Raw genomic sequence first — 26,371 nt, forward strand, 5'->3', positions numbered from 1 at the left:
GCAGACGACCGAAAGCTAAAACTAGCGGTGATTGTTTTTGATAGCAAGACATAATTTTTTGACCTTTTAAATTTTGTTCGGATTAATTATAGATTTTGCATTTCTGAATAATTGGTGGAGAAAACTATATATTATTGTGAAACATTTGAGGATTTTCTTGGACTTAGAACGAATAAAGGGAGATACAAGGACTTGGACCGAAAAACATTTATTTCTAAAGACGTTATTTATGTAATGATAGCCACTTTTTTCTATCAATTTAGTATTCAGTCGGTAAATCCGTTAATCAGTGGCTATGTTACACATTTAGGTATTACTAGTACTCTAGCAGGTTTAATTGTTGGTATTATGAGTATTACTTCATTATTTTTAAGACCTATTGCTGGAAATCTTACCGATAAAATATCAAAATATGGGTTAACATTTATTGGTGGTATTCTATGTGCCATTAGTGATTTTGGATATATGTTTTCTTTTAATACTGCTTGGTTATTCTTTTTTAGAGTCATTAATGGGGTTGGTTTTGTCTTATGCACTGTATGCTTGGCAACCTGGTTGGCTTTCTTGGTGCCGCGCCAACGTGTTGGTGCGGCGATGGGGTATTATGGGTTGGTAAACGCTCTTTCTATGGCAGTTGCCCCAGTTTTGTCACTTGAGATATATCAAAAAGTAGGGTATAAAATGATTTTTCTTTTGGCCGCTGTCAGTGCGATTGCCGTGGTAATCACAATTCAGTTTATTGATAATCGAGCCATGCCATCTTTCGTTCGTAAGGAAGCGACACATTTTAAGCTGATTCAACGAAGTGCATTACCAGTTGCATCAATTTTTGCTTTAATTTCTATTCCATATTTTGCGGTCCAGGCTGACATTGTAATGTATGTTCGAGCAAGTAATCTAAATATTACTGTTAGCTTATTTTTTGTAATTTATTCAATTGTTTTGATTTTTAGTCGAATTTTATTAAAAAACTATTTTGACAGTATTCCCTTTGGTGTTTGGTTTTATATCTGTATGATTGTGACTGTGGGCTATCTTTTTTTCTTAACCATAATGCATAACAATTTAGAGATGGCGTTAGCTGCGGCTTTGATGGCCATTGGGTTTGGAACAATGGTTTCTGTTTGCCAGTCTACAGCTCTATTATTAGCGCCTTTGCAAGAACAGGGGCTGGCTACTGCAACTTACTATTTGGGGAGTGACATAGGAATGTCTTTAGGACCAATTCTAGGTGGCATTATTACAAATATTTTACCAATAAAATTACTTTTTCCAGTTATGATTTTAATTGTTCCAGTAGCTTTTAGTATCTATTTTTTTAATCATAAGAATTTGAACAGTGCGATTAGACATGATTAGTACTAGGAAAAATGTGATGAACTTAATTTGAATAGTCTCGGAAACTTTCAAGTTTTCAAAAAAAGAAGGCTCGTAATGCGAGCCTTCTTTTTTATACATATATATTAAAGAAAATGATGTTGTTTGTGTGTCTGTTACGGCGCCAATTTAAGCGATCATTTATAAATGTTTAGTTGTCAAAGCCAAGGATGCTTATCCGCATCATGATAAGCATATTTCGATGAAGTATATGATGCATTTACATTTGATAACAACGTATGATGAGCAAGCATTTACCTTAGAGAAATTAAAAAAACATGGCGCGACCTCTATCAGAGGACCACGTCATGTGCCGGATGATTTAGTAGCGTTGTTGAAGTAGATAACTAATTAGTTTATTATCACATTGATACTTTAGAATCTCTGTTTAGAGATGTTTTTGCCAACTAAGCACGCGATTTTGCATTCCTTTGAGATCTAAGATACCGTTTGCAAATCCTTTACGAATTAATTCTTCTGGTACATATTCATCATATTTTTCAAAAACAGGCACTTCTTTTTCATATACCAATGCCAAAGGATCAAAATCGGTAGCTGCTTCTTCTGCTACGATTTTATAAAATTCTGCTTCACTGACAGACATGGTAAATTGTAGGTAATATGGTCGTGATGAATTCATGCCTTTCAACCCAAGACGTTTACCACAACGGATTTTCAGAAACCGCTCAAGCGCAAGGAACGCGTAACTGCCAAGCCATGGAAACAATGCCCACATTTTGCCACCAAGATGAACCAGTGGACGATTAGCCATTTCTGCCTTTTTAAACGTTTCTCTGGCTTCTGCTAGACGGCCTCTAGCTTGTGGCATTAAGTAGGAATAGTCTTTTTGCTCTGCAAGGACATCGTGCATACGTTCTAGGATTCTGGTGTGAATATCCCCAGCGACATCTCCAAAGTAGGCTGGTTTGTTACCTTTAACGAGCGTACAGTATACCTCACGACGTTTGTGATCAACTTCATCGACAACCCATACACGTCCTGCTATGGCAATCTTGTCACTGACTGGTGGTGGCTTGACAATTGTACCTAACTCTTCTGATCCTGCACGGACTGTATATTCGATGTTTTCTTGAAAGACCCCATAAAATTTGTAGTTGTTAACAATACGTTCACCAGCAAGACCAACAATTACACCGCCATTTTCGGTACGATTGATATGATCGATTGTGATCAGATGACGCAGTAAAGTTCCGAAGTCCTCTTGATTAATTCGATGAAAAGCAGAAAGCGTTAGGACGCGTGAAGCAAGTTCAGCAAGTGTCATTTCGCCAGATGATGCCAATGTACTCATTGTTTGGTGATAAAGCAGGGAAAAAGGCAATTTGTCTGTTTTGGGTGGTTCTACAAAACGTTCTTCGATATATAATTGTACGAGAGCGATACCCTGAATAAGGTACCAGGGCACCAAATCTGGTAGCATAGCACGAGCTTCTGGGTGGTCTTCGCGCATAACAAACCACATTTCAGAAGGGTCACCTCTTCTGCCGGTTCTGCCCATACGCTGTAAAAATCCGGAAACCGTAAATGGTGCATCTAGCTGAAAGGCGCGTTCTAGTCTACCAATGTCGATACCAAGTTCTAGTGTTGCGGTGGCACAGACGCTCATGAGAGAATCAGCATCTTTCATGGCTTCTTCAGCACTTTCTCGATAGGCTGTTGAAAGGTTTCCGTGATGAATAAGAAAACGATCCGGTTCGTTGTTGACTTCACAGTACTGCCGTAAATTTTGACAGACTAATTCACACTCTTCTCGCGAGTTAGTAAAAATGAGGCATTTTTTGCCACGTGTATGTTCAAAAATATAGCCTATACCTGGATTTGCTGCCTTTGGAGCTTTATCTGTGGCAGGTTCTAAAGCAGAGGTAGGTGGGGCTGTTATCACGCTATTTATCGTCTCGTTAGCTTGTGGTTCTGAATTAAAAAAGTGTTCGATTGACAGTCGCCATACTTCTTTTCCACCGTCAAACTTTGGGATGATAGTTTCTCTGCCACTACCTGCGGCAAGAAATTTACCCGCTGCTTTTGGATTTCCGATTGTAGCTGATAATCCTATTCGTCTTGGATTACTGCCCGATAGTCGACAGAGGCGTTCAATTAGCGAAAAGGTTTGTCCACCACGATCCGAACGTAAAAGTGAATGTATCTCATCAATGACAATAAAGCGTAAATCACCAAAAAGGGCAGGGATTTCCATAGACTTGTTTATCATCAAAGCCTCTAAGGACTCCGGTGTAATTTGTAAAATACCGGCTGGTTTGCGTAGTAATTTTTGCTTTTGACTTCGAGGGGCATCCCCATGCCAACGTGTGACTGGAATATCAGCTTCTTCACAAAGCTCATTTAATCGACCAAATTGGTCATTGATCAAAGCCTTTAAGGGGGCAATATACAGTACTCCAACTGAGCTTGATGGTTGTTCATCAAGTAGGCTTAGAATAGGGAAAAAAGCAGCTTCCGTTTTCCCAGAAGCAGTAGATGCCGTTAAAAGAACATTCTTATCTGTGTTAAAAATGGCATCTCCGGCCGCATTTTGAACAGCGCGCAGGGTTCGCCAGCCAGACCGGTAAATGTAGTCTTGAATAAAAGGCGCATATCGGTTATATATATCCATGTGAATACCTCTCAAATTGTAAATTCAGAAAAATTGTCAGCCACTTTGTTAGAAACAGCCTCTGATTTGGCATAAGAAAACTCATCAGAATCAAATATTGTGTCAATGGATAGATTTGGATTTTGATATAAAATGTCTAATACCTCAATGAAATCACGGATAATCTCGCGTGGGGTAATATTTAAATCTGCTCCGATGCGTTCATATTCAATTCGGATAAAGGTGGCGAGGTTATCGTCTGTCATCTTTTTTTCATAACTATAGAGATCTGCATGCATAATAGCCAACTTTTCACATAGAATTAGCATCTCTTCAGCTGTTAATGGTTCTAACTTGATGACCGGGGCCAACAAATCTCTAGCGCCTGGTTTTGAAAACTTACCTTCAGCTAGACGAGAACGCAGGGCCTCATAACTATAAACACCGCGACGTTTATCTTCTATAGCTTGTGGAGTAGTTCCCATGATGATACCAAGATATTTAGCTTTACCTTGCAGTGTGTCATTGTACATCGTTAACAGTTTTTCATAATTATATTGACGCGTGATACTATTTGGAATCTTATAGATATTTACCAGCTCGTCAATCATAATTAGCATGCCAGAATAACCAGCTAATCTAAAGAAAGCAGCGAAAAGTTTTAAATATTCATACCAATTATCATCTGTAATAATAATATTAATATCTAAGTCCTTTTTGGCTTCACGTTTTAAAGCATATTCCCCACGGAACCAGCGGATGACTTTTGCTTTCAGTTCATCGTCGGCGTTGACATAGGCATGATAATAGGAAGAAAGTAATTTAGCAAATTCAAAGCCGTATACAAGTTCACTGACTGAGGAAGTGACTGTGTAAATATTTTGATCTACCATCGCAGTCAACCGAGGATCACCTGGGGTTAGGCCACTGTCGCTGGCTGCTTTTGTTTGAACGCTGCTAATCCAACGATCCAAAATTAAGTTAAGTGCACCACCTTCAGGTTTTGTTTTTGTAGATAGATTACTAATTAATTCGCGATAGGTTGCAAGACCTTGACCTTTTGATCCTTGAAGACGTCGTTCTGGTGATAAATCTGCATCGACAACAATAAAGCCACTGTTCATCACGTAATTACGAATCGTTTGCATCAGAAAACTTTTACCTGAGCCATATCTACCAACAACGAAGCGAAAAGATGCACCGCCTTCTGATATGATATCGACATCGTGTAAAAGTGCCTGAATTTCATTTTTTCTACCCACCGTAACGTAAGGTAGTCCAATTCTAGGGACAACACCACCCTTTAAGGAATTTAATACTGTTTGTGCAATGCGCTTTGGTACTTTTTGAGTTTGTTTTGTCATTTCATATTTCTCCTAATTATTTCAATTAAATCGTCCCGATAGTCTTCAATAAGAAAGATGGTATCGCCGTCACATTGTAGAGCTGAGTCGCCGATGTCATCAAAAAGCGTTTCATTTAACGTGTCGGTAATCACTTCAGGCATGCCATGCATATCACGGATCATGTCTGTGACAGATTCGCCTCGAACTAATAAGCTTAATAATTCTAACTGGGTCTTGCTTAGTGACAGCGTAGGCTCTGAATCAATAACAGGTATTTTTTCGAGGCCAGTCTGTTCAGTGGATGGCAATATGTTATTATGCTTTGGTAATACGTTTTCAGAAGTATCTTTTTCTTCGTCAGTTAACAAACTGTCTCGTGTTTCAAACGCATCGCTTCTAATTTTATCTAAATTTGAAAATTGAATGGTAACCTTAGGCTTATCTGCTTTCAAACGAGAATCACGGTCAGCTGCAATGACAGTTTTAACGTACGGTGCTGCCCAGGTTTCTGCATCTCGTGCTTTTAAAGGATAACCAGTTTTTAAATAAAGTCGTAACATACGATCTGTTTCACGCAAAAGACCATCTAACTTTTCTTGATGAAAGTTAAATTTTTGGTAACTCTGTTCGTACCACGCATTATCTTTGTAGGTATATTTTCGGATATCATTCAACTTGTATATAAGTGGCTGTTGTGGCGTTACTTGGTAATATACGGCGTTGCCTAGAGGGTACCAAAGATGAGAATGTATTGTGCCAAAGCACGCAGAAAATAAGTTATTATCCATTTTTATAGCTGTTCGCCACACTTGAGCGAATAACTGTGTGCCGTGTTTTTCATGTTTTTTAAGGACAGCTGATGCCAAAATTTTATGTCTTCCAAAAAGACAAAGCGCATCAAATACTGCTTTGTCTTCATGCTTTTCTGGATCACCTAAAATCATGATTGCATTATCTCTTTGTAATTTTTCGGTATCAGCGTACTGATACGTCGTGTCTGGTTCTATACCATTTATTACTGCTAGTTCAAACAACCATTTATGGCTGTTTAAGCGTATACGATTATCTCCAATACCGGAGTCCAGATAATTGATTTCAAATGCTTTTATTTTTTGTAGGCTGTCTATCACGGATGATGTGCCTATGCCATTAACCAACTCATACAAATATAGGTATGCAAGTGAGGTCGTGATTTTTTTATAAATGCCTTTTCGGATGTTTGTTCGCCAACTAAAATAGCCGCGTAATTGTTTCAAACCAAGATCATGGTAGGTTGTAAAGTAGCGGTGTATGTCGACATTGTAGGAGAAAACATCTTCGTAGTCGGCCATAAATTGTCCTTGGACATAAAAATTCCGGCATTTTTGCTTGAAAGAGTTATCACCGTAAGCATAGAGTTGGCTCATTTTTATCATTTTTTCAGGAATTTTATTTTCTTTGACATCAGAAGTCATTCCCTTAAACGTCAGAGGAACCGCGTGGTATTGTTGCTGTTGTATAGGTTCAGGTTCGGCGTTTAGAACAATCGTATTACCGCTTTGTTCGTTCTTTTCAAGTGCATTATCAAAAATACGATATATAACATCTGGGTCTGTGCTGTCGTCAAAATGGACGCCTAACCACTTCGGACCGCGCATTCGAAAAGGTGACGAAAGGTAAGACGGTAAAATATCAGTTGGTATTTCCTGTGCGTATTTGATGTCACAACGCTCGATATTATCACCAGAAGTAGCGTTTTTTTGACGCATCAAAACAGCCACCCATTTATTTGTGCTGGGATCTACCAACACCGAAAAACTAGGGAATTTAGGCCATTTGTATTGTTCGATAATATTATATTTTTCCTTGGCGTATAGTACTAATTCAGATAAATTCATGTTTTCACCAGAGTATTCTGTTATTTATAAGGTTGGTAGCCATACGTCCTAAATATTTACGCAAAGATAGGTGAATAAACAACTAGGACAGTTAAATTCATCAATAATTTTTGTTATTTAAAATGTATACTACCGTCAGTATATGATGTACCGTAGCGTCACAGTCAATATCATTTTCCTTTTCATATGATTTTAATATCTTTATGACAAAATTATTCAAATTATAGGTCTTGCGCAAATTTTGTATAATACAGGTATGGGACATACCTTTCACCGCTTTCAATTAGTTTTAGTCAACGAAATTGTAGAGCCAGTCTTAACGCCAAAAATGGGGTTAAGACTGCTTTTAATTTACCGCTAAAACCGCTATACTATTAGTATAAAATCAATAAGGAGTGTGTGGAAAATGACAAAAAGAGTTCAAGGTTCTTGTACATCAATTTTAGTTGGTAAAAATGCTTCAATCGACGGTTCAACAATGATTTCTCGAAATGATGATGGGCATGAAGCTTTAGATCCACAACGTTTTGTTGTTGTACAACCTGAAGATCAACCACGTAATTATCAATCTGTTATTAGTGGTGTAAAGGTAGAATTACCAGATAATCCAATGCGTTATACCTCAATTCCAAACTCACTTTTAACAAACGGAATTTGGCCTGCAGCGGGTATCAATAGTGATAATGTAACGATGTCTGCTACAGAAACAATTACAAGTAATCCACGTATTCAAGGGCTTGATCCTTATGCTGCTGGTGGAATTGGTGAAGAAGATCTTGTAACGCTCGTCTTACCATATATTCATAGTGCTAAAGAAGGGGTTGAACGTTTAGGCGATTTACTCTTAACACATGGCACATATGAACCAAATGGTATCGCATTTTCCGATAATGATAGTGTTTGGTGGCTTGAAACAATCGGTGGCCATCATTGGGCAGCTGTTCGTATTCCGGATGACGCTTATGTTGTTGCACCTAACCGTCGAAATATTGATATGTTTGATTTTGATTCAGAAGACACACTTTGTTCTGAAGATTTAAAAGTCTTAATTGATAATAATAAGTTAAATCCTGATTTTGAGGGTTACAATTTACGTCATATCTTTGGTAGTGCATCAATTAAAGATACGGTCTACAATAATCCCCGTACATGGTACGGTCAACAATATTTCAATCCTGAAATTATTCAAGATCCAATGGATCAAGACTTACCTTTCATTTGTCATGCAAATCGTAAAATTTCAATTGAAGATGTTAAATTTGTTTTGAGTGCACATTTTGAAAATACGGAATACGATCCTTATGGTAGTGCGCCAGAAGATATTAAAACACGATTCCGTCCAATTGGGATTAACCGTAATCATAATGTACATTTATTACAAGTTCGTAATGATGTACCTGATGAGATTGCTGGGATTCACTGGTTAGCTTATGGTGCAAATACGTTTAATACAATTGTGCCATTCTATGCGAACGTTAATGACACACCAGAATCATATAAAAATGCGACAGGTGAATTTGATTTAAATAATATGTATTGGCTCAGTTGTACAACTGCATTGTTGGGCGATACGAATTATGACTTCTACGTAGATATGCGAAATACATTTGAACTTGAAGCAATGAGTGCTTACCATGAAATTCAAAATGTTGCTGATAAGGCAGTTAGTTCACAAGCAAATATCACAGCATTTTTAGAAGAAATGAATAATAAGTTAGCTACAGAATCATTAAAACGTCAAACACAATTGTTAGGTGAAATGGTTATATCTGGTTCCGAACAAATGAAATTACGTTATAACTTAAACGATTAATTATAAACAAAATGAAAAGTTATCATTAAGTTGATAACTTTTTTTGTAACAATTATTTTAATTACTAGATTTAGGCAGCACTTTTGAGTAATATGGTACCATTTCATATGCTAGTAAAAATCAAATTTAGATCACTTAAATATGGTTTATATAATTCTTATTATAATGATAACAAGTATAATAATATGCTTTTTGCTAAAATTAACGTTTTTAAAAATCTTTAAGCTTTCTTTGATTTCACTTATTGTAAAATAAGATTCGTGATTGGAGAAAGTTAATGGTTAAAACGATAAGTCAGTTAATTCGAAAAAAACGTAAGGCACTTAGTCTAACAATTGAGCAGCTTGCTGAAAAGTCTAACGTTTCTATTAGTTTGATTTCTAGAATTGAACGAGGGGACGTTGCTAATATCAGTATTAATAAATTATCTGATATTGCCAGTGCGCTAGAATTGGAATTGTCAGACTTCTTTAGTAGGCAACAGTTTTCGGATATACCTACTTTAGAATTATTACAATATTTTAGTACGTTAACAGATGAGAAACGTGAGAAATTATCAAAATCAATTCTTAGAATTATTCAATTATAAATGATAATGATTAATAATGGATTATGTTATTTTTTTATAGAATGCACAATTTTTCTGTCTTTGTATTCTTTAGTTAAATTAATTTCAATTATTTTAGGTTTTAAATTTTTCGATAACTTTAAATTGGATAGTAATAAATTAGAATTGTCCATGGTAGATCGTCATCTTCAAATAATAGATCTTAACCAAGAAACTTTCCTGGTTAAGGGTTATTTTAGTAGGAAATTGAATTAATTTAACTTAGATGTCAAGTTAAATGATAGATAAGATATCGTTAGTATTTGGAGAGAAATTAGAATAAAAAATGACATGAAATAGGTTAAATGTTAACATAAAGAGGATAATAATTCTGGGGAATAAGTTATTTTTTAAGTATGGTATTGGGGATAAAAATTTAACTCAAAAAAATATTTATGTTAATGATTGGAAATACTCGGAGGTAAGCATTTGTACAAGAAAAACATTCTCGATAAACAAGAATGGCTAATTTGCGAAATTATTTAAATATTAGCTTTGAACGAAACTGGTTTATCAAGAAAACGATTACGTGAGCAATTAAATGTTTCTGAAACGGCTGTAAAAGTTGCTTTACAACAATTGGATAAAGATTTAAATTCCGGGGATGAACCCTACATGATTATTACAAAAAATAACGTCCAATTATTAGGTAAAGGCGAAATGAATTTTAATCAAACGATTTATCGGTATATAAAAAAATCGATAAATTATCAGATTTTAATGGCCTTTTATACTAAAGGTAATGCAAAAGTTGAGAATCTAGATACTAAATTAAATGTCAGTGAGGCTTCTATTTTTAGAAGGATTAAGCGATTAAATTCTCTTTTAGAAGAATTTCATGTGAAAATTTCTCATGGTGTGATGTTAGGTAACGAAAGTCAAATTCGCTTTTTTTATTATTCATTGTTTTTAGGAATTGATTTTAAATTCGAACAATCAAGTGAAAATGGCATTATTATGGCAGTCATCCAACGGTTTGAGGAATATTTTGATTTTAATGTGAATGATAGTAGTTTAGTTAGAGTAAAGCTTTGGTTAAAAGTAACAAGTCAACGAATGATGGTTAACGATCAAGATAATCGTAGTATTTCAGTTGTTTTAGAAGACATGATAAAAAATAATTCTTTGTTCGATAGCGTTGAAGAAGAATTTGGCGAAATTGTTAAAGAGTTTAAGCATAAAGTTGATATTCATTTTGAAAGTGCACTACTTTACGCTTGGACCACGGCTTTTGTGCCAGTACCATGGAGCACCTTTGTTGCCCATGATTTCGTGGCCGTTAATCGTAAAAATAATAATAAATTGCAACAAGCTGTTGAATTTTTAGAAAATGGCTTTGAGAATAGCTTAGGTATTCAGGTTGCTGGAGGCGATTTAAGTGAGTCTTTATATCCAATTTGTACAGAAGCCTTTTTATTTCACGGCGTTTTAAAATCTGCTAGTACAGATATGATGGAAGATTATCGCCTTAGAAAAGATAATGAGTTAGTTCTTAAAAATGTAAAAAATGCCATGAGTGCAATGATTGAAGAATCGAAGGGCGATCCCGAATGGTATGCCTTTTATTCAAGGTATGGTGACTCATTTATCAAGACGATTATGTCAATTTTTAATGCGCGTTTATTGGCAAAAGAAAAATTATTAACGGTAGGTGTGGATTTAAATACTGAGGAGCGCGTTAAGGAAATGTTTATGATGTACGCCAGTCGGGAATTAAATATTAATTTACGAGTCAACATAGATGTTTACGAGTCTACTAAGAATTATGATTTAGTTATTACAAATTTTATGAGCAAAAATTATTTGAATTCAGCACTGGAGACATATATTATCACTGGATTAGGGACGGATAGTGATGTACTTGGCGTTGAACAAGAATTAATAGAGATACTTAAAAAATATTATCATACTCAATGATAATATTTTTTTGATTTGAATTAGTTATAAGCCTAAAAAAAGAGTAGATTTCTCTACTCTAAATTAACTATATTATTAAATATTCAGATATCGTAAAGCAAGTTGACAGTAAGTCATATTTGCCCAAGAAAACCAGTCTCTAGTAAATTGACTTGGGTCATTAACGTTAATTCCTTCATGACATTGTAATGTGTCATCATCGGTTTGACTAATGATATCTAAATTATTTTGCATAATTTCCGGATTATTTGATGTTAATCCCTCCATCGCTAACGAAATCGGCCAAATATATTCCTTTGGTGTATGAGGACTGCCAATCCCTTTTAAATATTTTCCCGAGTAATAATAGGGATTTTGATCACTCAGAATAAATTTACGCGTTTTTTGGTAGATAGAGTCATCAGGTGAAATATAACCAATAAATGGGAGAGATAATAGACTAGGTACGTTAGCATCGTCCATTAAATTGATATTACCTAAGCCATCAACCTCATAGGCAAAAATAGTTTCATTAGAATTTGGAGCTGATACGATTCCAAAATTTTCAATTCCAGATTCAACTTCAGATCGGAGACGACTTATTCTTTTAAGTAGCTCGACTGGAGCTGGTTGTGTTTTAGATAAGGTAAGCAACTCATCTAGGACACAAATGATATAGCAATTACCTGGAATATGATAACCATATAAGCAGGCATCATCACTTGGGCGGAAACCACTCCAAACCATACCTGTATACCCAATTGGTGCACCTTTACCACCATGACTCAATGTGTCTGTTGAGGGACCATTAGAACGATTAAAAATATAATCGGAAGTTTCATGATGTTGTTCCGTAATAAAGGTATCCACAATTAACTTTACAGTTTGCCAAAAGTTACTGTCTAAATGTTTTGAATATCCAGATTTTTGATAAAGTTCTGATGCCAAATGGATAGGGGCGCATAATGAATCAATTTCAAATTTTCTCTCCCAAACGAGATCAGATATTGGAATATTTGATTTATCAACTGTGTAGTGTGCACCAGAACTAGTTTCGTTAAATGCATTTGCATAAGGATCATGTTTAATATAGGCAAGTTGTTGATTAATAACGCCATGGATGAGATATGTTATTTCTGGAATCTTATCTGTTAGTGAAAGATAAGGTAGTATCTGAAATGTCGAATCTCTGAGCCACATGGCAGGAATATCTCCTGTAGCAATGAATATATCTGAATCATTTTGTACTTTAACCGTATTTGTTAGTGTATCAATGAATACATTACGAAATAATGCAGTAGATTTTTTTGAAGAAAGTGAAATTGTTTCTGAATAATCCGTAACTTGTTTAATTAGTTTTTCTTGATTTATCATTTAAATACCTCAAATCGTAAGTTATCATAATTACTTATTTAATTGGAAAGATACCGTAAGTTCTAATTTCTCCTGGACCAAACGATAGTAAATCAACGGTGGTAACTTTTGAATTAATGAAATGGCTAACTTTACCATTTAAATCGAGTTCAGCAATGTTACAAGTAGTATTTAATGAGAGATTGCCAGGTTGATTGATAACGTTATCAGTTGGATTATAAAGACGAAGTTCAAATCCAGTTTTATCATCTGATATTGAAAAACTACTCATAATGACCTTTAAATTTTGAACGGACATAATTGAATTGTGATTAACGTTAGTCTTTGCTGGATTCATCATGAAATATTGTAAAGGTGTTGAGAAGCGATTTATTATTTGATCTTGATAGAAAAGTTCATTTTGACTTAATTGGCGATGCTTATTTTGAAGTTCAATAGGCTTGAAGTCAGCTTCAACAACTAGCCCACCTTCAAATATTAATTCTTTATTTAATTGACTATCCGGAGTTGATACAATTTTTGTTTGTAGACCTGAAGCATCTGAGGGACGGCGCATTAAGTCAGGACGTCCTAAGAAACCTACTCCTCTAAACAATGTAATCGCTAATTTATCAAAAGATTTATCAATTAATTGAAAATCTTTCGTACCTAAGGTTAGAAAAGACCAACTTACTTCTTTATTATGTGAATTAGCGAAATGAATCATTGGTCGCATACTTGTTGGTTCTTCCTTATAACCAATTTGTTCCCAGTCTTTAAGGTGTTTGTCTTCAGTAGGACGTTCAATGATACCAAATGGGGTATCTGCGAACGAGCTAACGACATTCGTTAATTGTGTATTTAAAATAAGTCGCATACGATGATCAAGAATAGTATTATCAATGTGCATCTTAAATTTAATAACGTTAGAATTTTTTGTTAATGTTAATGTTAATTGATAATTTAATCGACCAGTTTTAGTTTTTAGTGCACGCTCCTCTAAGTTGATTGGTAAGGTCCACGAACCAGTAATTGACATAATTTGATATAATTTTCCTGATTTAAATGTTATTGAATCAGATTTTGAAAAATCTAAAGTTAATAACCAATCTTTGAATGCAGGAGAGTAGTCATACGTATCACCCTCATCACCGCTATCTTCAATTGTCATAAAATTAGAATATGAGTGATTATCAAACTTTGTTTTAAGATTTAATTGCCCGTCATCAAAAGAAATTTTGTAGAAATCATTTTGAATATCAGTAGATACTTCTAATGTATTTACTGGGTTGTTTTCAGAGACGGACTGAATGCAGTAGCCAGTCCAATCTGTAGCTGATATGATCGTTTTAAAAGCAATTTTAGTAATATAATAAAAATCATCAGTCATTTCAGTTTGATCACGGCGTAAAACTGCTGCATTTTCTTCCTTTTGATAAATAATATCAAAAGGAACATCAATGCCGTCTATTGTTTTAAGATTAAAATTAGCAAAAGAAGTACTAACTTCGAATTCACGAATTTCATTAACTGGTAAAGGAAGTGGATTCCAAGCAAATAAATTTAATTGTTTTTTATCTGAAATAGAAATACTTAGTTTACGAAGTAGATAATCTTTGAGTGAAAGAGATAATTGATCTGCCACAATTCCACGATGTAAGATATCTTGATTTGTTTTATCACTGTTACAGCCACCGGAACTATCATGAGCTTGTCCACGGGCAATAGTCTTCCAAATATCATCAATTAAACCTTGCTTTTCAGATATACCCTGATGTGTAGCAATAGCCATTAAAGGCTCGACTTCATAAGTCATTCTCCGTTCTAATTTATCGTAAAGCTGTTTTAAATCGTAACGAGAAGAATAGATTCCTCGATGTATTTTAGAATCTGATGGATCAATGAATTCTCCATTAAATGATGGTAAATTGGACTCCTTAGCTAATGCATCAAAAAATTTTGGATACGTACTTTCTTGAATAACAGAATCAGATTGTAAAAGAACACTATTAGCAGTTGCAAGTCTATCTTTTAAATTATGATCGATAGCTCGCTGGTCGCCACCAATTGGTAAAACAAGATTGTCAGATGTAGTATTCGTTGAGATTTTCTCCGTTAAATCGAAAAAGTTATCATTTTCAACTAAATCTACACCTGCATAATAGCCATTTTTAATATTAGCAACTAAAACTTTGGAGGAGTCATTACTTGTCCAGTAAAAATAGCGGGAATCGTTTTCTGTAGGGAACCCACGCCAGAAAACGGTGCTATTAATACCAAATCCATTATATATTTTTGGCATATCTTGTCCTTGTCCAAATGAATCTGGGAGATACCCAACTTTCATTACGCCACCTAAATTGTCAGCTAGCTTTGATCCAATTCTGATATTGCGAACAATAGATTCTCCAGAAGTAACCATTTCATCAATTTGAGTATACCAAGGTCCAATGAGTAAACGACCCATAGAAACATATTTTTTGATAAGATCTTCTTTTTCTGGAGCTGTATTTAGATAATCATCAATAATTGACATCTGTCCATCTAATAGATAATAATCTAGTTCATTTTTAGATAATGCCTCAAAAGCTTCGTCCATATGGAAGGCAAATTGAATTCGAGCCTCTTGACGTGTAAAATACCATTCAAAATCCCAATGAGTATGTGCGATTGCATGAATCTGTTTCAAATGAAACACCCTTTCTTCTCTTGAATTAAATTCAGATTATTCTGTAACCATGTCTGCATCCAATTTTCTTGCTTCTGCACGTTCATGGCGTTGGTTGATAATAACAAATGGAGCATATAGTGCAGTATCTAAGACAACTAAAACAGCAGTTAAAACGACTGGGCTTAGATGGAATGCACCTAATACCCAAGTGCTAATGAAAATAGGTTCATTACCAGAATTTAAAACTACAAGAGGTACAACCCAACCGATTGAAGTTACAACATATGCAATAATTGCATTTGTGACAGGTACAACAATCCATGGAATGAACATTAGTGGATTTAAAACAATAGGTAAACCGAAAATAACAGGTTCATTAATACCAAAACAACTTGGAATGAAACCTAGTTTTGCAACTTCTCGCTCTTTTTCACCTTTATTTGTGAAAATCAGCATTGCAATAATTAAACCAAATGTTGCACCAGAACCACCAATCATGGCGTAAACATTTGTCATTGTATTAGGTGAAATTGAAATATCAGCAAAACTTTGAGTTTCAGCAAATTTTGCAACGTTTTTAAGGAATAGTGGTAACCAGAAGGCTGAAATAACGCCCCAGACGATATTGAAACCATGTAAACCAAGGAACCAAAGGATTTGTTCTAATAAAATAACAATAATAATAGCTGGAAGCCCAACACCAACGCTTAACATTGGTGAGATAACAATATCAGCAATCATTTGTACTAATGAAACATAGCCAAGTGACTGTATTGTAATTCTTACGATACCAAAAATAATAAGTACTTCGGAAATTGGAATTAATGAGAAAAATGAATCGAAAACATTTTGTGGTACGTTACCAGGCATTTTAATCGTGAACTTACTTCTTGCGAATCGAGCGAACAACGAAACGGCAAGCATTCCAACAATTAAGGCTGTAAACATACCTTCATAACTAAAGAATGAAGTTGAAAAACCTTCAACAACTTTAGCTTTGCTATCCAAAAAGTTAACGTTATTAGGAATCATGACGAAGTATGCTGCGAATGCCAATAATGTGGCAATAATTGGATTTAAACCTTTATTTTTTTCGTCCTTTTTTAATTCCATTGCATACGAGTATGCTGATGAAAAAACAACGATTAGTGCAACAATACCAAGAGTAGCAGTACCAATGTAGCCGAATAAGTCACTAATACTTGTTAAAATGACATTATGAATATCTTTTGCTTTAATTAATGCATCAAGTTCCATTTTGATTAGATTTGAGAATGATCCGACAACAGTAAACGGAATTGTTCTAACAAAGGCATTCTTAATAGCTTGTAAAATGGTATTTCTTTCAACCCATGCTGAAACTTTTAAGAGTGGCCCCTGGATTTTTTCTAAGTTAAAATGCATAATAAAGACTCCTTTTAATTTTGTTTATAGAAAGCGCTTTCTATAAACAAAGTATAACAACATCTTTTTAATTTGTAAATACATATTTAAATGAAACGTGTTTACAAATTAAATTATATAATATAATATGTATATACAAATGTATAGAAATGAGGTAGACAAATGTACAGATATCGAGAAATATACTCAGATATTAAACGAGATATTTTAACAAATCATTATCGTGCCGGGGCTTTACTGCCAACTCAAGAAATATTAACCGAAAAATACCAAGTTTCTAGATTAACGTTAAAAAAATCATTAAATTTACTAATTGATGAAGGATTAGTTTATAGTAAGCAAGGGTCAGGGACGTATGTGCGACCAAGAATGGATAGTCAATCTACGGAGATGTTGCCTCTAGATTTACCTGTTGGTGTCACATATTCACATCGAGATCAAAAAATATCAAGTAAATTAATACATTTTAATGCCCGATTACCAACAGAAATAGAACAAAAAAATCTACAAATATTATCTAATGATCCAGTTTATGAAATTAAAAGGGTTAGATTGATTAATAAAAAGGTCTATAGTTTTGAGCACTCAGTGATGCCGGTCTCAATTGCGCCTATCGATGAAAAGGTATTATCAGGATCCGTGTATGACTATTTAGGGAGTCACGCGAACTTACAGTTAACAGATGCAAGACGAGTGGTTTATGCTGAACCAGCAAACAAAGAAACTAGTCAAGTTTTAGAAGTTTCCTTGGATAGTCCAATTTTTGTAATTGATCAAATCGCTTATGATCAAAAAGGCCGCGCCTTTGAATATTCGACGTCAAGATTTGTGAGCAATCATAATAAATTTGTCTTAGATGTTCATTTAAATAAAAACAACTAAAAAAGAGATTCCTGCAATATACTTTTTTTTAACCGATTTTAAAATAGGATAGCATAAAGTAGAGTAGTTTGTGATCGTAACTAGCAGTGATATTGTGGGACAATACGCGATATGTGTTGAAGTAATAAATAAAGTATGGAAAGGAGGATGCAACAATGATAATAAGACAAGAAGAAATAGAAAACGATTATAGTTTTTCACAATCTACCTTAAACGTAATTGTTATGGATTCAAAAATAACCAGCATTTCTTTACCCGAATTGAATTAATTTTGCATAAGAAAAGGCATCTGTCTTTCGACAAATACCTTAGTATTCCGCCACCAACACCAGTTGACAAAGAGCCCTTTTTAAAAGAATAATCAGTTAATCTTTAAATCTGAGCGGTATTAAAATTGAACCGAGTGGTTATTTAATACTGATTCAAAATCTCAAAATAACATATATAAAAAAATTCCCTTGAAATATCTAGACATTAGGTAAATAATGTGGGTGTAGCGAACTGTGTAGGAGTAAAAATGATATGGGGGTTAAAAAGATTTGGTTCGCGGAAATAATATGTAGGGGTGATTAAATGAATATGCTAGTTAGTGATTTTGATGGAACGATTTTGAGAGGTGACTTTGTAGATAAGAATACAAGAGAGACTATTGCGAAACACAACAAAGAAAATGATCTCTTTGTTGTGGCCACCGGAAGATCTCCAAAATCGATAGTCAATGCGAAAGAAAAATATGGTCTACCTGAGTTTAACTACGCTCTAGCATCAAATGGCTCAATAGTAATTGATAGTAGAGGTCAGATTATTAAAGCATTCTATCTGAACGGGGAGCAGATCAATGCGATAAAAGAAATAATTAATAAATACTTGAGTTCAATCGAACGAATTATGATTTCAAGTAGTGACAATGAATTACGTAGTTTCGATAAATTAAATCCTAGCTCGGATAATATTTGTTCAATTACTGTCGTAGCAAGTACTAAAATTATCAATGCTATAAGTGAGAAAATAGCAACGAAAAGAATATTGAATTTCAATCGCAATGGAAAATACTTAGACATTACGCGTGTGGGTATTGATAAGAGTACTGCAATTAATTGGTTGGTTAACATAAAAAAAGTAAATATTAATAATGTGTATTCTGTCGGAGATGATTATAATGATATAACAATGCTTCAAAGCATTAATAAGTCATTTACTTATAATGATAGTCCGTTGCCTGTCAAGACTGCTGCTAGATATTTAATAAATGTATACAGTGATATAAGTAATTATGTGAAGAAAGAAGTAGAATAAATGAAATCGCTTACATCGGCAACTAATCGTTTCTTCAATTCCAGAATTTTGACTGGAATCAAAGATGGGATGATATATACCATCCCCATTACAATTGTAAGTTCTATTTTCATTATTCTTGTACAATTTGATATTAATCCCGATTTGAAAGTCTTAATGAATCGATTGATTACTTTTTCGTTCAACATTTTAGGTGTAGTAAGTTGTTTAGGAATTGCTTTTTCGATGACTAAAAACGAAAAATTAAAACTAGAAACAACTATTACCGCACTAATTTCATTTTTAGTTCTTTGTGGAGCAGAAAATGTAAAAATAGTAAAGAATATAACCATTGATTGGATTGGAAGCAAGGGGATTATTGCAGCGATGTTAATCGGAATACTCATCCCTATTTTCTTTGAAAAGATTGTTAACTTAAGGATTGGAAATAAAGTTTTTAAAGATTTACCGAGTAATGTTGGAATAGCTTTTGAGTCTTTAATTCCGATGTTTTGTTGTTTTATTGTTATAGGTGTCGTTCAATTTGTATTTCAATTTATCATAAAAAGAACCTTCGTAGAGACTATTTATACTCTTTTGCAGCTTCCTTTACAAAACTTATCGGACACGTTTTTTGGTGTGATTTCTATCTCGGCATTGATTTCAGTTTTTTGGTTTTTTGGCATTCACGGTAATTCCGTTATTGGTGGAGTAATAACACCGATTTTATTGACAAATACTATTGAAAACCAGTCGATTATAGCAGCACACCATAATCTAACAATAGTGAATGGAGCGCATATAGTAACTCAACAGTTTTTAAATCAATTTATTACTATGACAGGAAGCGGTATTAGTATAGGGCTTATTCTATCAATGATTATTTTTTCAAAAGAGTCAGGTAATCGCAAGCTAGGATTAGGTGCTTTTGTACCTTGTTTATTTAATATTAACGAACCAATAGTTTTTGGACTACCAATTGTATTGAATCCATACATGGTAGTACCGTTCATTTTTATTCCAGTTATTACCGGAATGTCTTTATATCTTTGTATTCTATATGGAGTTATTCCGCCGTTTAACGGTGTCATTCTTCCGTGGATAACACCACCATTAATTTCAGGCTTTTTGCTAGGAAGTTATAAATATGTTGTGTTTCAAATCGTAATTATCATTATGTCTTTTGTTGTTTACACACCGTTTTTAAAGCTGTACGAAAATAATAGCACTAAGTTAGTCTTAAAGGGAGCGCATAGTAATGGAAAATTTTGATATATCCGTAATCATTCCAACCTACAATCGGAATAAATTACTTGAAATTAGTTTGCAGTCACTACTTAAACAAAAACTGAATAATACGACTTTTGAAGTAATAGTTGTCGATGATGGATCGTCTGAAGAAACAATCTCAATTGTTAAGGCATTTGAGACATCACTGAATATTAAGTACTATTATCAGTCGGATAATGGATTTAAGGTTTCTGAAGCGAGAAATGCTGGAGCAAATATCTCTGGGGGTAAATATCTCGTATTTATTGATGCTGGTATTGCAGTTTGTAGTACATTTGTGAGTGAGTACCATAGAATTTTAGTAAATAATGAAAATAGTTTTGTGATTGGTTATGTTGCGGGATTTGATGATCATGATAAATATAAACAGGCAATTATTGATAACTTTAATGCGGCGGATGTCGATGGCACGATTCAAGTATTATTGAATTTAAATGCGTATGATCGCCGTGAATCAGTATACCAGTCAATGGGAGATGATTTGTCTAAGTGGCCAGCACCATGGGTAATTGGTTGGTCATGTAATATTGGAATATCAAAAGATGCCTATCAAAGAATCGGAGGATTCGATGAGGCTTACACAACTTATGGTGGAGAGGATGCAGATTTCGCTATTAACGCATTTGTGCATCATATTAGATTTATCCTTGATAGATCTGCGATTGCAGTTCACTATCCACATGAAAAAAATAAAAATACAGTAAGCACCGAAGAAGCTAAAAAATATACGCTAAGGAAAAGAAAATATATGTTCAATAAATATGGTTTAAGCTCAATTAGAACTTGGATTGGAACTAAAACGGAATTATTAAATGGAGAGTTGAGTAAAGCTGGTGGAAATAATGAAAACTAAGAACGTTGTTGATTTACACAATTTTATAGACGTTAATGATGAGAGATTGCGTAATGGTATGTTGAAGCAAACTGTTGTTGATTTTTTGGATAATTTTAATTATGTGGATCTAACTAGATTAAATCATTCATACACTGCAAATAGTAGCCAAATATCAAAGAGTGCAATTATTGAGGGGAATGTGTATATCGGTGAAAATGTTATTATTCAGGGGTTTGCTTACATCAAAGGCCCAGCAGTCATCAAAGACAATGCATTGATTGGGAAAAGTGCATTTATTCGAGGTGGCTGTTATATTGGGGAAAATACTATAATTGGGCATTCCTCGGAGATTATTAATAGTGTGATTCTGGATGATACGCATATTGCACACTTTAATACAATAACGCGGTCTTTTATTGGAAGTGATGTAAACTTTTCAGCTTATGCGTCGACTTCCAGCTTTAACTTGTATGATGAAATTGACGCGACTGGATGGCATAAAACAAAAAAAATTTTTTTCGATGATAAAACATATTTAAAAACAAGTTCAAAATTTGGAGCCATTATAGGTGATCACTGTCGCATTGGAGCTTACACTATGACATATCCAGGTGTTACAATGGGGAAAAATTGTGTTGCGTTGCCACATCTCATGATTAAAGAGGGTTTTTATGCAAATGACAGTAAATTATACTTACAAGATTATTATACTCACACAGTAAAAAAAGGATGTTAGACAAATGGGATCAAGAATAATGCATTTATCAATTGCACAAGTAATAAATAATAAGCATGGGTTTGGAAATGATTTTTTAATTGGAAGTATTACTCCAGATGTTAACAAAAATTCGAGAACACCCAAAGAGCTTACGCACTTTATGGTGAAACGCGAAGATGGAGAACATGATATGTTTCCAAACATGTTTCTAGAGGAGTATGGAACATGTTTGAATACGTTTCAACTAGGATATTATCTTCATCTTATATCTGATGATATTTGGCTAAAAACTGTTTATAAAAAATATATTTTAGAAAACATGAGTTATAGTAAGGATGAAGCGCTACGAAGATTCTATTTAGACTTTCACTATTATAATGGTATTCTGATAAAACAATATAAACTGGTAACTTTGAAAAATAACAAATACTTATCGACTGGGGTCAACGAAATAATTGATCGTGATATTAGTGAAATTATTGAAGACTTGGATGCTGATTTTGATGATATGTCTATCGAAGACTTTCCAGGTTTACTTAAAAAAGAGGATGTAGAACAATATATTAACGTTTGTGTAAAAGAATTTGAAATTTTTCTCTTGAAAGGCAGCTATGATGGTGTTAAATTTGTTTTTTATAACGATTTTTAGAAACAAAAATCTATATTATATAGTTTAAAAAAGTTGAAATCATTAAGGCGCTGCAACTATAATTTGAAACCTGGTGAACGGTTTAAATGATGGTCATTTCAGAATTAGATAGTTCTAACTCACAGAAAGTTTCAATTTTAATTCGTTCAGATTAGGTTATACTAGACAAAAGATCAGTTCCTAGAAAGTGTGTTTGTGGTAAACACCATTTTAAAGGAAGCTGACCTTTTTTGTCCGAACAGCGTTCGGATTAATTTTACAAGCTACCAAGAAGTAACAAAAATTAGCCATACTCCTTGCAGGAATCTCTTTTTTAGTTGTTTTCAATTATTCGTTTAAAGCTTTGTAAGTTTGAATTAAAGGCATGTTTAGCGATTGGCATGAGTAATTTTAATGGTAAATGTGAATGATCATTTTCAGACAAGTAAAAATTTTCTTCTAATAATGTTGTTGCATTTTTACTAGTCAAATTAAAAATTAGAGTGTATTCGAGTTTTCCTCCGGTACTTTCATAGTAGATTGTATCATTTTCTGAACTAACAGAAATTTCCTCATTTTTATTCAAAGCAGAATCTGTTCTGTGAATATTGAATTTATTGTTGTCAATTGGCTGTACCTGAATAATATCAGGTATCCATTTCAGTAAAGTTTCCGGATTTTTTAAAAACAACGCGATTTTTTCTTTACTTGATTTGATTGAAATAACATTTGAAAATAGTGGTTTTTCCATAGGATGAAACCTCCTTTTATTTGATGACTTCATCCTATCCAATTTGAGTAAAAATTAAAAATCAGTATTCTGATATTCTAAATATTTTTATAAATTTGTTCATTAAAAAGGCCAGTTAGTAGCTGTTGCTTTTCAGTAGCGGCTAAAAAATTATCTTTATCTTCTGCTCTTTTTGCAATTTGAGCCATTAAATAAAAAGAGTTGGCTAACATATAGTGTGAGTTATGATCAGTAGCGAATTTAACAGACTTGTTTATCCAATTAAGAGACATTGTTAAATTATTGAGCTTAAAATAAATAAGTGCTGTCAAATAGAATAAAATATTTTGATTTTCTTCATAAAATAATTTATTAAAGTCCATAAAAGTCTGATCAATATATTTCTCAGCCTTATTTTGTAAATTTTGCTTTGCATATATAAAGGCCAAAGAGACGGTACCAAGTCGGGTAAGGGTATCTGGCAGAATTTTATTACTGGAAGCAAGGGACAACTTAATATATTTTTCGGTAGCAATCAATTTATTTTCAGTATGTAGAGTTGCAATACCGATATAATAATAGTATGCCTGAAGTTGCTTATCCGTTTTTAAATTATTGGTAACCGTTTCTTTATTTAGAAACTGGAGTAACTCTTTGTATTGGTGTTGATTACATAACTTAGATACACGTTCATTGAATTCATTTTCTGAACTGATATCAAAATTTTCCAGAAGACTTATTTGGTCTAAAGTAATCGATAATTTATGACATAGTTGGATTAAGAGCTGTGCATTAGGTATGTATTTATTATTTTCAATAGCACTAAGCATCGATTGCGCACAAATATCTTTGGAAACTTCTTTTTGAGTTAAGTGTAGCGATTGGCGAGTTTCTTTTAAAATTAATCCTAAGCTATTAGGCATGATATAACCTCTTTCTAGTTTGAAAAAGTTAAACAGTAATTACTGGGATAATAACATAATGGGGCATAATGATAAAATTTCATGATTAATAAATCAAACTACCATTTTTCAATCATGTCGCGTACAATTAACCTACAATTGAATGTTAAAATTTAAATAATTTGAGAATTAACAAAAGGGGATAGAATCATGCGTGCAGAATTCCAAAAGCAACATACTGAGACCTATCAGATAGACAACCATAAAGGTCTAAACGGCTGGATATCTTTCTTCTTGAGCCTTAGTTTAATCGTACTATTTGTGACAAGTGTCTTAAAAATAACCGTTTTGAATCAAACTTATACTGAAGAAAAAATTTTAACAGATTCGAACGTGACACTTGTGACACGACAGATGAATGATGGTATTTCAAGTATTGCGACATTAAATGATGTGCCAACGTCAGCTGTTAAAGATGCTTTAACGAATCAACAAGTTACTAACATTGCGAAAAATAGTTTTAGTAACGTATATGCTGGAAAACAAACTGTCATCAATCCAACTGAGATTACCAATCAAGTTGCTAGCAACGTTATGAAAAAAACGGACACATCAAATCCGTTGGTTAGCGCTAAAATTGATGGGATTGTCGCAACTTTTAAAAGTAATTTAAGTGAATATTTGACGAATAATATCCAAACGCCATATCTTTCAAAAATTGCTAGTACAGTTAGTTCGGTAAAAGTAATAGTCCAAACAGCCTTTATGTATAGTTTAATAGCTTCTGTTATTTTTGCGCTACTCTTACTGGCTATTAATCGGGCATTCTTTATACCGCTTAAATACGTCGGATTCAGTGCAATCTGGAGTGGTGTTCTAGTTTCAATTGGTTCTGCAATTGCCTTGTACAGTGGCCTAATTGGTATTGTGTCTAGTAAAGCTTCTGTTTTTACTGATATTGTGAATAATTATATCAGTGACACATTTAATACCATGTTAGTGGGTAGTTTAATTTTACTTGCTGTTGGTCTAGTATTCTGGTTAATTGGTCGTAATAAAAAATAAAAAGCAACTGATGTTCAGATTAATTTCTGAATACCAGTTGTTTTTATTTGGAACTATTCCTAAGTGTTAAGGTTGTTCCAATGGTAATAATCTGAGGGATAATTTCAGTCATCGACATTTGATTGACTAATAGTTCTGCAGCAGATTGACCCATTTTTTCTGTATAAACTTTAACTGAACTAAGCGTTGGGAAAGTATATTCAGCAATAGATGTGTCATTAAAACTAATTAAACTGATTTGTTCAGGCACTTTAATTGATATTTCATTTAATGCACGTAATGCACCGACAGCCATTGCGTCATTTGCAATAAACAACGCTTCTGGTAAATTATCTGATTGATCATTTAATAATTTCAAGGTTAATTGATAACCTGATTCTGGCGTGAAATCGCCTGTATAAACCCATTCGGGATGGTAGTTGCTAGTACGTTCTAAGTGATTTTTAAAGTGAGTGAAGCGGGAATCTGGGCCTAAATTGACATCATCAAATGTACTTTCTTGTCCTGCAATCATGCCAATTTTAGTTAAATTTTGTTTTTTAAAATGGTCAATAACGGTTGTAACTGGCGTTTTGAAATCAGTCATGACGCAACTAATACCAAAATTTAGTGTGTTCATATCAACAAAAACTAAATTAGAATTTAGTTCTTTAAATCCGGCTATTTGTGCTGCACTGTATTTACCGATAACAATAGCACCAAGAGTATCAGTCAAGGCGCTAAATTGATCATTTTGGAAAAAACGTGTAATTTCATAACCGAGTTCAATTAATTTACGTTCGATACCAATTCGAATTGAAAGGTAATACAGGTCATCTAATTCTTCTTTTTCTGTATACCATTCGATAATAGCAATCTTACCTTGAGGTGTACTGGATTTCTTTTTATTTTTTGAATAATTTAAACTTTCAGCTGCTTCAAAGATTCGTTTACGTGTATCGTCGCCAACGGATAATGTTTGATCGTAATTTAACACGCGAGAAACAGTTGCATTAGAAACTTTTGCCAACTGTGCAATGTCTTTAAGTGTTGCCATGACTACCTCCTGATTGATTGGTTATGTGTATCAGTTTACCATAATAAAAAGAATG

General features: G+C 33.8%; 20 protein-coding genes. 11 read left to right on the forward strand and 9 right to left on the reverse strand.

Annotated features, from left to right (window positions below):
• Positions 1–234 precede the first annotated feature (234 nt).
• Complete coding sequence (locus AC1RO3_RS01550) at positions 235–1,359, forward strand: MFS transporter (protein ID WP_481761137.1); 1,125 nt, start codon at positions 235–237, stop codon at positions 1,357–1,359.
• A gap of 406 nt (positions 1,360–1,765) precedes the next feature.
• On the opposite strand, the gene AC1RO3_RS01555 is transcribed toward AC1RO3_RS01550, so the two are convergent.
• The 3 genes from AC1RO3_RS01555 to AC1RO3_RS01565 are packed head-to-tail and all read right to left on the reverse strand — an operon-like array spanning position 1,766 to position 7,211.
• Positions 1,766–4,009 carry a DEAD/DEAH box helicase gene (locus AC1RO3_RS01555; protein WP_481760891.1) on the reverse strand — a complete coding sequence of 748 codons (2,244 nt, stop codon included), beginning with the start codon at positions 4,007–4,009 and terminating at the stop codon, positions 1,766–1,768.
• Between the two features lie 11 nt (positions 4,010–4,020).
• Entirely contained in the window at positions 4,021–5,352 is a 1,332-nt protein-coding gene (locus tag AC1RO3_RS01560; protein ID WP_481760890.1) for an ATP-binding protein, read from the reverse strand.
• On the reverse strand, positions 5,349–7,211 hold the full coding sequence (locus tag AC1RO3_RS01565) for a TerB N-terminal domain-containing protein (RefSeq protein WP_481760889.1): 1,863 nt from the start codon (positions 7,209–7,211) through the stop codon (positions 5,349–5,351). The genes AC1RO3_RS01560 and AC1RO3_RS01565 overlap by 4 nt, the downstream gene beginning before the upstream one ends.
• Before the next feature lie 406 nt (positions 7,212–7,617).
• Between AC1RO3_RS01565 and AC1RO3_RS01570 the strand changes: the two genes are divergently transcribed.
• From AC1RO3_RS01570 to AC1RO3_RS01580, 3 genes are all read left to right on the forward strand, one after another.
• Positions 7,618–9,024 (forward strand): C69 family dipeptidase, encoded by a 1,407-nt coding sequence (locus AC1RO3_RS01570; protein ID WP_481760888.1) that lies wholly within the window; start codon positions 7,618–7,620, stop codon positions 9,022–9,024.
• A gap of 277 nt (positions 9,025–9,301) precedes the next feature.
• A complete protein-coding gene (locus AC1RO3_RS01575) occupies positions 9,302–9,613 on the forward strand; it encodes a helix-turn-helix domain-containing protein (protein ID WP_481760887.1) in 312 nt (103 codons plus the stop codon).
• Positions 9,614–10,126: 513 nt separating this feature from the next.
• Positions 10,127–11,548, forward strand: coding sequence for an AcpB/EbpR/MafR family transcriptional regulator (locus AC1RO3_RS01580; protein WP_481760886.1), 1,422 nt, complete (start codon positions 10,127–10,129; stop codon positions 11,546–11,548).
• Positions 11,549–11,623: 75 nt separating this feature from the next.
• Here AC1RO3_RS01580 and AC1RO3_RS01585 read toward each other — a convergent pair whose 3' ends face one another.
• Genes AC1RO3_RS01585 through AC1RO3_RS01595 form a run of 3 tightly spaced genes read right to left on the reverse strand, consistent with a single transcriptional unit; the run spans position 11,624 to position 16,955 of the window.
• On the reverse strand, positions 11,624–12,901 hold the full coding sequence (locus tag AC1RO3_RS01585; protein ID WP_481760885.1) for a glycoside hydrolase family 125 protein: 1,278 nt from the start codon (positions 12,899–12,901) through the stop codon (positions 11,624–11,626).
• A 34-nt stretch (positions 12,902–12,935) separates the two neighbouring features.
• The gene (locus AC1RO3_RS01590; protein ID WP_481760884.1) at positions 12,936–15,569 is read right to left on the reverse strand and encodes a glycoside hydrolase family 38 N-terminal domain-containing protein; all 2,634 of its coding nucleotides are present in this window, start codon (positions 15,567–15,569) and stop codon (positions 12,936–12,938) included.
• Positions 15,570–15,605: 36 nt separating this feature from the next.
• Positions 15,606–16,955, reverse strand: a complete 1,350-nt coding sequence (locus AC1RO3_RS01595) for a PTS sugar transporter subunit IIC (protein ID WP_481760883.1) — start codon at positions 16,953–16,955, stop codon at positions 15,606–15,608.
• Positions 16,956–17,117: 162 nt separating this feature from the next.
• On the opposite strand from AC1RO3_RS01595, the gene AC1RO3_RS01600 reads away from it, so the two are divergent.
• The 6 genes from AC1RO3_RS01600 to AC1RO3_RS01625 all read left to right on the forward strand — a co-directional run bounded on the left by AC1RO3_RS01600 (position 17,118) and on the right by AC1RO3_RS01625 (position 22,604).
• Positions 17,118–17,837, forward strand: a complete 720-nt coding sequence (locus AC1RO3_RS01600; RefSeq protein ID WP_481760882.1) for a GntR family transcriptional regulator — start codon at positions 17,118–17,120, stop codon at positions 17,835–17,837.
• A gap of 573 nt (positions 17,838–18,410) precedes the next feature.
• Positions 18,411–19,133, forward strand: a complete 723-nt coding sequence (locus AC1RO3_RS01605) for an HAD-IIB family hydrolase (protein WP_481760881.1) — start codon at positions 18,411–18,413, stop codon at positions 19,131–19,133.
• Positions 19,134–20,384: a PTS sugar transporter subunit IIC gene (locus tag AC1RO3_RS01610; RefSeq protein WP_481760880.1), complete on the forward strand. Its 1,251-nt coding sequence runs from the start codon at positions 19,134–19,136 to the stop codon at positions 20,382–20,384.
• On the forward strand, positions 20,371–21,255 hold the full coding sequence (locus tag AC1RO3_RS01615; RefSeq protein WP_481760879.1) for a glycosyltransferase: 885 nt from the start codon (positions 20,371–20,373) through the stop codon (positions 21,253–21,255). Before AC1RO3_RS01610 ends, AC1RO3_RS01615 begins: the two co-directional genes overlap by 14 nt.
• Complete coding sequence (locus tag AC1RO3_RS01620) at positions 21,245–21,973, forward strand: DapH/DapD/GlmU-related protein (protein ID WP_481760878.1); 729 nt, start codon at positions 21,245–21,247, stop codon at positions 21,971–21,973. Before AC1RO3_RS01615 ends, AC1RO3_RS01620 begins: the two co-directional genes overlap by 11 nt.
• Before the next feature lie 4 nt (positions 21,974–21,977).
• The gene (locus AC1RO3_RS01625; RefSeq protein WP_481760877.1) at positions 21,978–22,604 is read left to right on the forward strand and encodes a hypothetical protein; all 627 of its coding nucleotides are present in this window, start codon (positions 21,978–21,980) and stop codon (positions 22,602–22,604) included.
• A 313-nt stretch (positions 22,605–22,917) separates the two neighbouring features.
• Here AC1RO3_RS01625 and AC1RO3_RS01630 read toward each other — a convergent pair whose 3' ends face one another.
• Both AC1RO3_RS01630 and AC1RO3_RS01635 read right to left on the reverse strand, forming a co-directional pair.
• Entirely contained in the window at positions 22,918–23,334 is a 417-nt protein-coding gene (locus AC1RO3_RS01630; protein WP_481760876.1) for a hypothetical protein, read from the reverse strand.
• A 77-nt stretch (positions 23,335–23,411) separates the two neighbouring features.
• Positions 23,412–24,236, reverse strand: a complete 825-nt coding sequence (locus AC1RO3_RS01635; RefSeq protein WP_481760875.1) for a helix-turn-helix domain-containing protein — start codon at positions 24,234–24,236, stop codon at positions 23,412–23,414.
• A gap of 189 nt (positions 24,237–24,425) precedes the next feature.
• Here AC1RO3_RS01635 and AC1RO3_RS01640 point away from each other — a divergent pair, with 189 nt between their 5' ends.
• Positions 24,426–25,280 (forward strand): hypothetical protein, encoded by an 855-nt coding sequence (locus AC1RO3_RS01640; RefSeq protein WP_481760874.1) that lies wholly within the window; start codon positions 24,426–24,428, stop codon positions 25,278–25,280.
• 43 nt (positions 25,281–25,323) lie between these two features.
• Here the strand turns inward: AC1RO3_RS01640 and AC1RO3_RS01645 are convergent, their stop codons facing one another.
• The gene (locus AC1RO3_RS01645) at positions 25,324–26,316 is read right to left on the reverse strand and encodes a LacI family DNA-binding transcriptional regulator (RefSeq protein WP_481760873.1); all 993 of its coding nucleotides are present in this window, start codon (positions 26,314–26,316) and stop codon (positions 25,324–25,326) included.
• Between the last annotated feature and the right edge of the window lie 55 nt (positions 26,317–26,371).

The sequence above is a fragment of the Dellaglioa sp. CoH-57-MRSF-19 genome (assembly GCF_056781975.1).

What these genes read in the sequence shown, in the direction of transcription:
- AC1RO3_RS01550 (WP_481761137.1), top strand. Translation starts at nt 235, where the DNA reads ATGATAGCCACTTTTTTCTATCAATTTAGTATTCAGTCGGTAAATCCG.
- AC1RO3_RS01555 (WP_481760891.1), bottom strand. Translation starts at nt 4,009, where the DNA reads ATGGATATATATAACCGATATGCGCCTTTTATTCAAGACTACATTTAC.
- AC1RO3_RS01560 (WP_481760890.1), bottom strand. Translation starts at nt 5,352, where the DNA reads ATGACAAAACAAACTCAAAAAGTACCAAAGCGCATTGCACAAACAGTA.
- AC1RO3_RS01565 (WP_481760889.1), bottom strand. Translation starts at nt 7,211, where the DNA reads ATGAATTTATCTGAATTAGTACTATACGCCAAGGAAAAATATAATATT.
- AC1RO3_RS01570 (WP_481760888.1), top strand. Translation starts at nt 7,618, where the DNA reads ATGACAAAAAGAGTTCAAGGTTCTTGTACATCAATTTTAGTTGGTAAA.
- AC1RO3_RS01575 (WP_481760887.1), top strand. Translation starts at nt 9,302, where the DNA reads ATGGTTAAAACGATAAGTCAGTTAATTCGAAAAAAACGTAAGGCACTT.
- AC1RO3_RS01585 (WP_481760885.1), bottom strand. Translation starts at nt 12,901, where the DNA reads ATGATAAATCAAGAAAAACTAATTAAACAAGTTACGGATTATTCAGAA.
- AC1RO3_RS01595 (WP_481760883.1), bottom strand. Translation starts at nt 16,955, where the DNA reads ATGCATTTTAACTTAGAAAAAATCCAGGGGCCACTCTTAAAAGTTTCA.
- AC1RO3_RS01600 (WP_481760882.1), top strand. Translation starts at nt 17,118, where the DNA reads ATGTACAGATATCGAGAAATATACTCAGATATTAAACGAGATATTTTA.
- AC1RO3_RS01605 (WP_481760881.1), top strand. Translation starts at nt 18,411, where the DNA reads ATGAATATGCTAGTTAGTGATTTTGATGGAACGATTTTGAGAGGTGAC.
- AC1RO3_RS01610 (WP_481760880.1), top strand. Translation starts at nt 19,134, where the DNA reads ATGAAATCGCTTACATCGGCAACTAATCGTTTCTTCAATTCCAGAATT.
- AC1RO3_RS01615 (WP_481760879.1), top strand. Translation starts at nt 20,371, where the DNA reads ATGGAAAATTTTGATATATCCGTAATCATTCCAACCTACAATCGGAAT.
- AC1RO3_RS01620 (WP_481760878.1), top strand. Translation starts at nt 21,245, where the DNA reads ATGAAAACTAAGAACGTTGTTGATTTACACAATTTTATAGACGTTAAT.
- AC1RO3_RS01625 (WP_481760877.1), top strand. Translation starts at nt 21,978, where the DNA reads ATGGGATCAAGAATAATGCATTTATCAATTGCACAAGTAATAAATAAT.
- AC1RO3_RS01630 (WP_481760876.1), bottom strand. Translation starts at nt 23,334, where the DNA reads ATGGAAAAACCACTATTTTCAAATGTTATTTCAATCAAATCAAGTAAA.
- AC1RO3_RS01635 (WP_481760875.1), bottom strand. Translation starts at nt 24,236, where the DNA reads ATGCCTAATAGCTTAGGATTAATTTTAAAAGAAACTCGCCAATCGCTA.
- AC1RO3_RS01640 (WP_481760874.1), top strand. Translation starts at nt 24,426, where the DNA reads ATGCGTGCAGAATTCCAAAAGCAACATACTGAGACCTATCAGATAGAC.
- AC1RO3_RS01645 (WP_481760873.1), bottom strand. Translation starts at nt 26,316, where the DNA reads ATGGCAACACTTAAAGACATTGCACAGTTGGCAAAAGTTTCTAATGCA.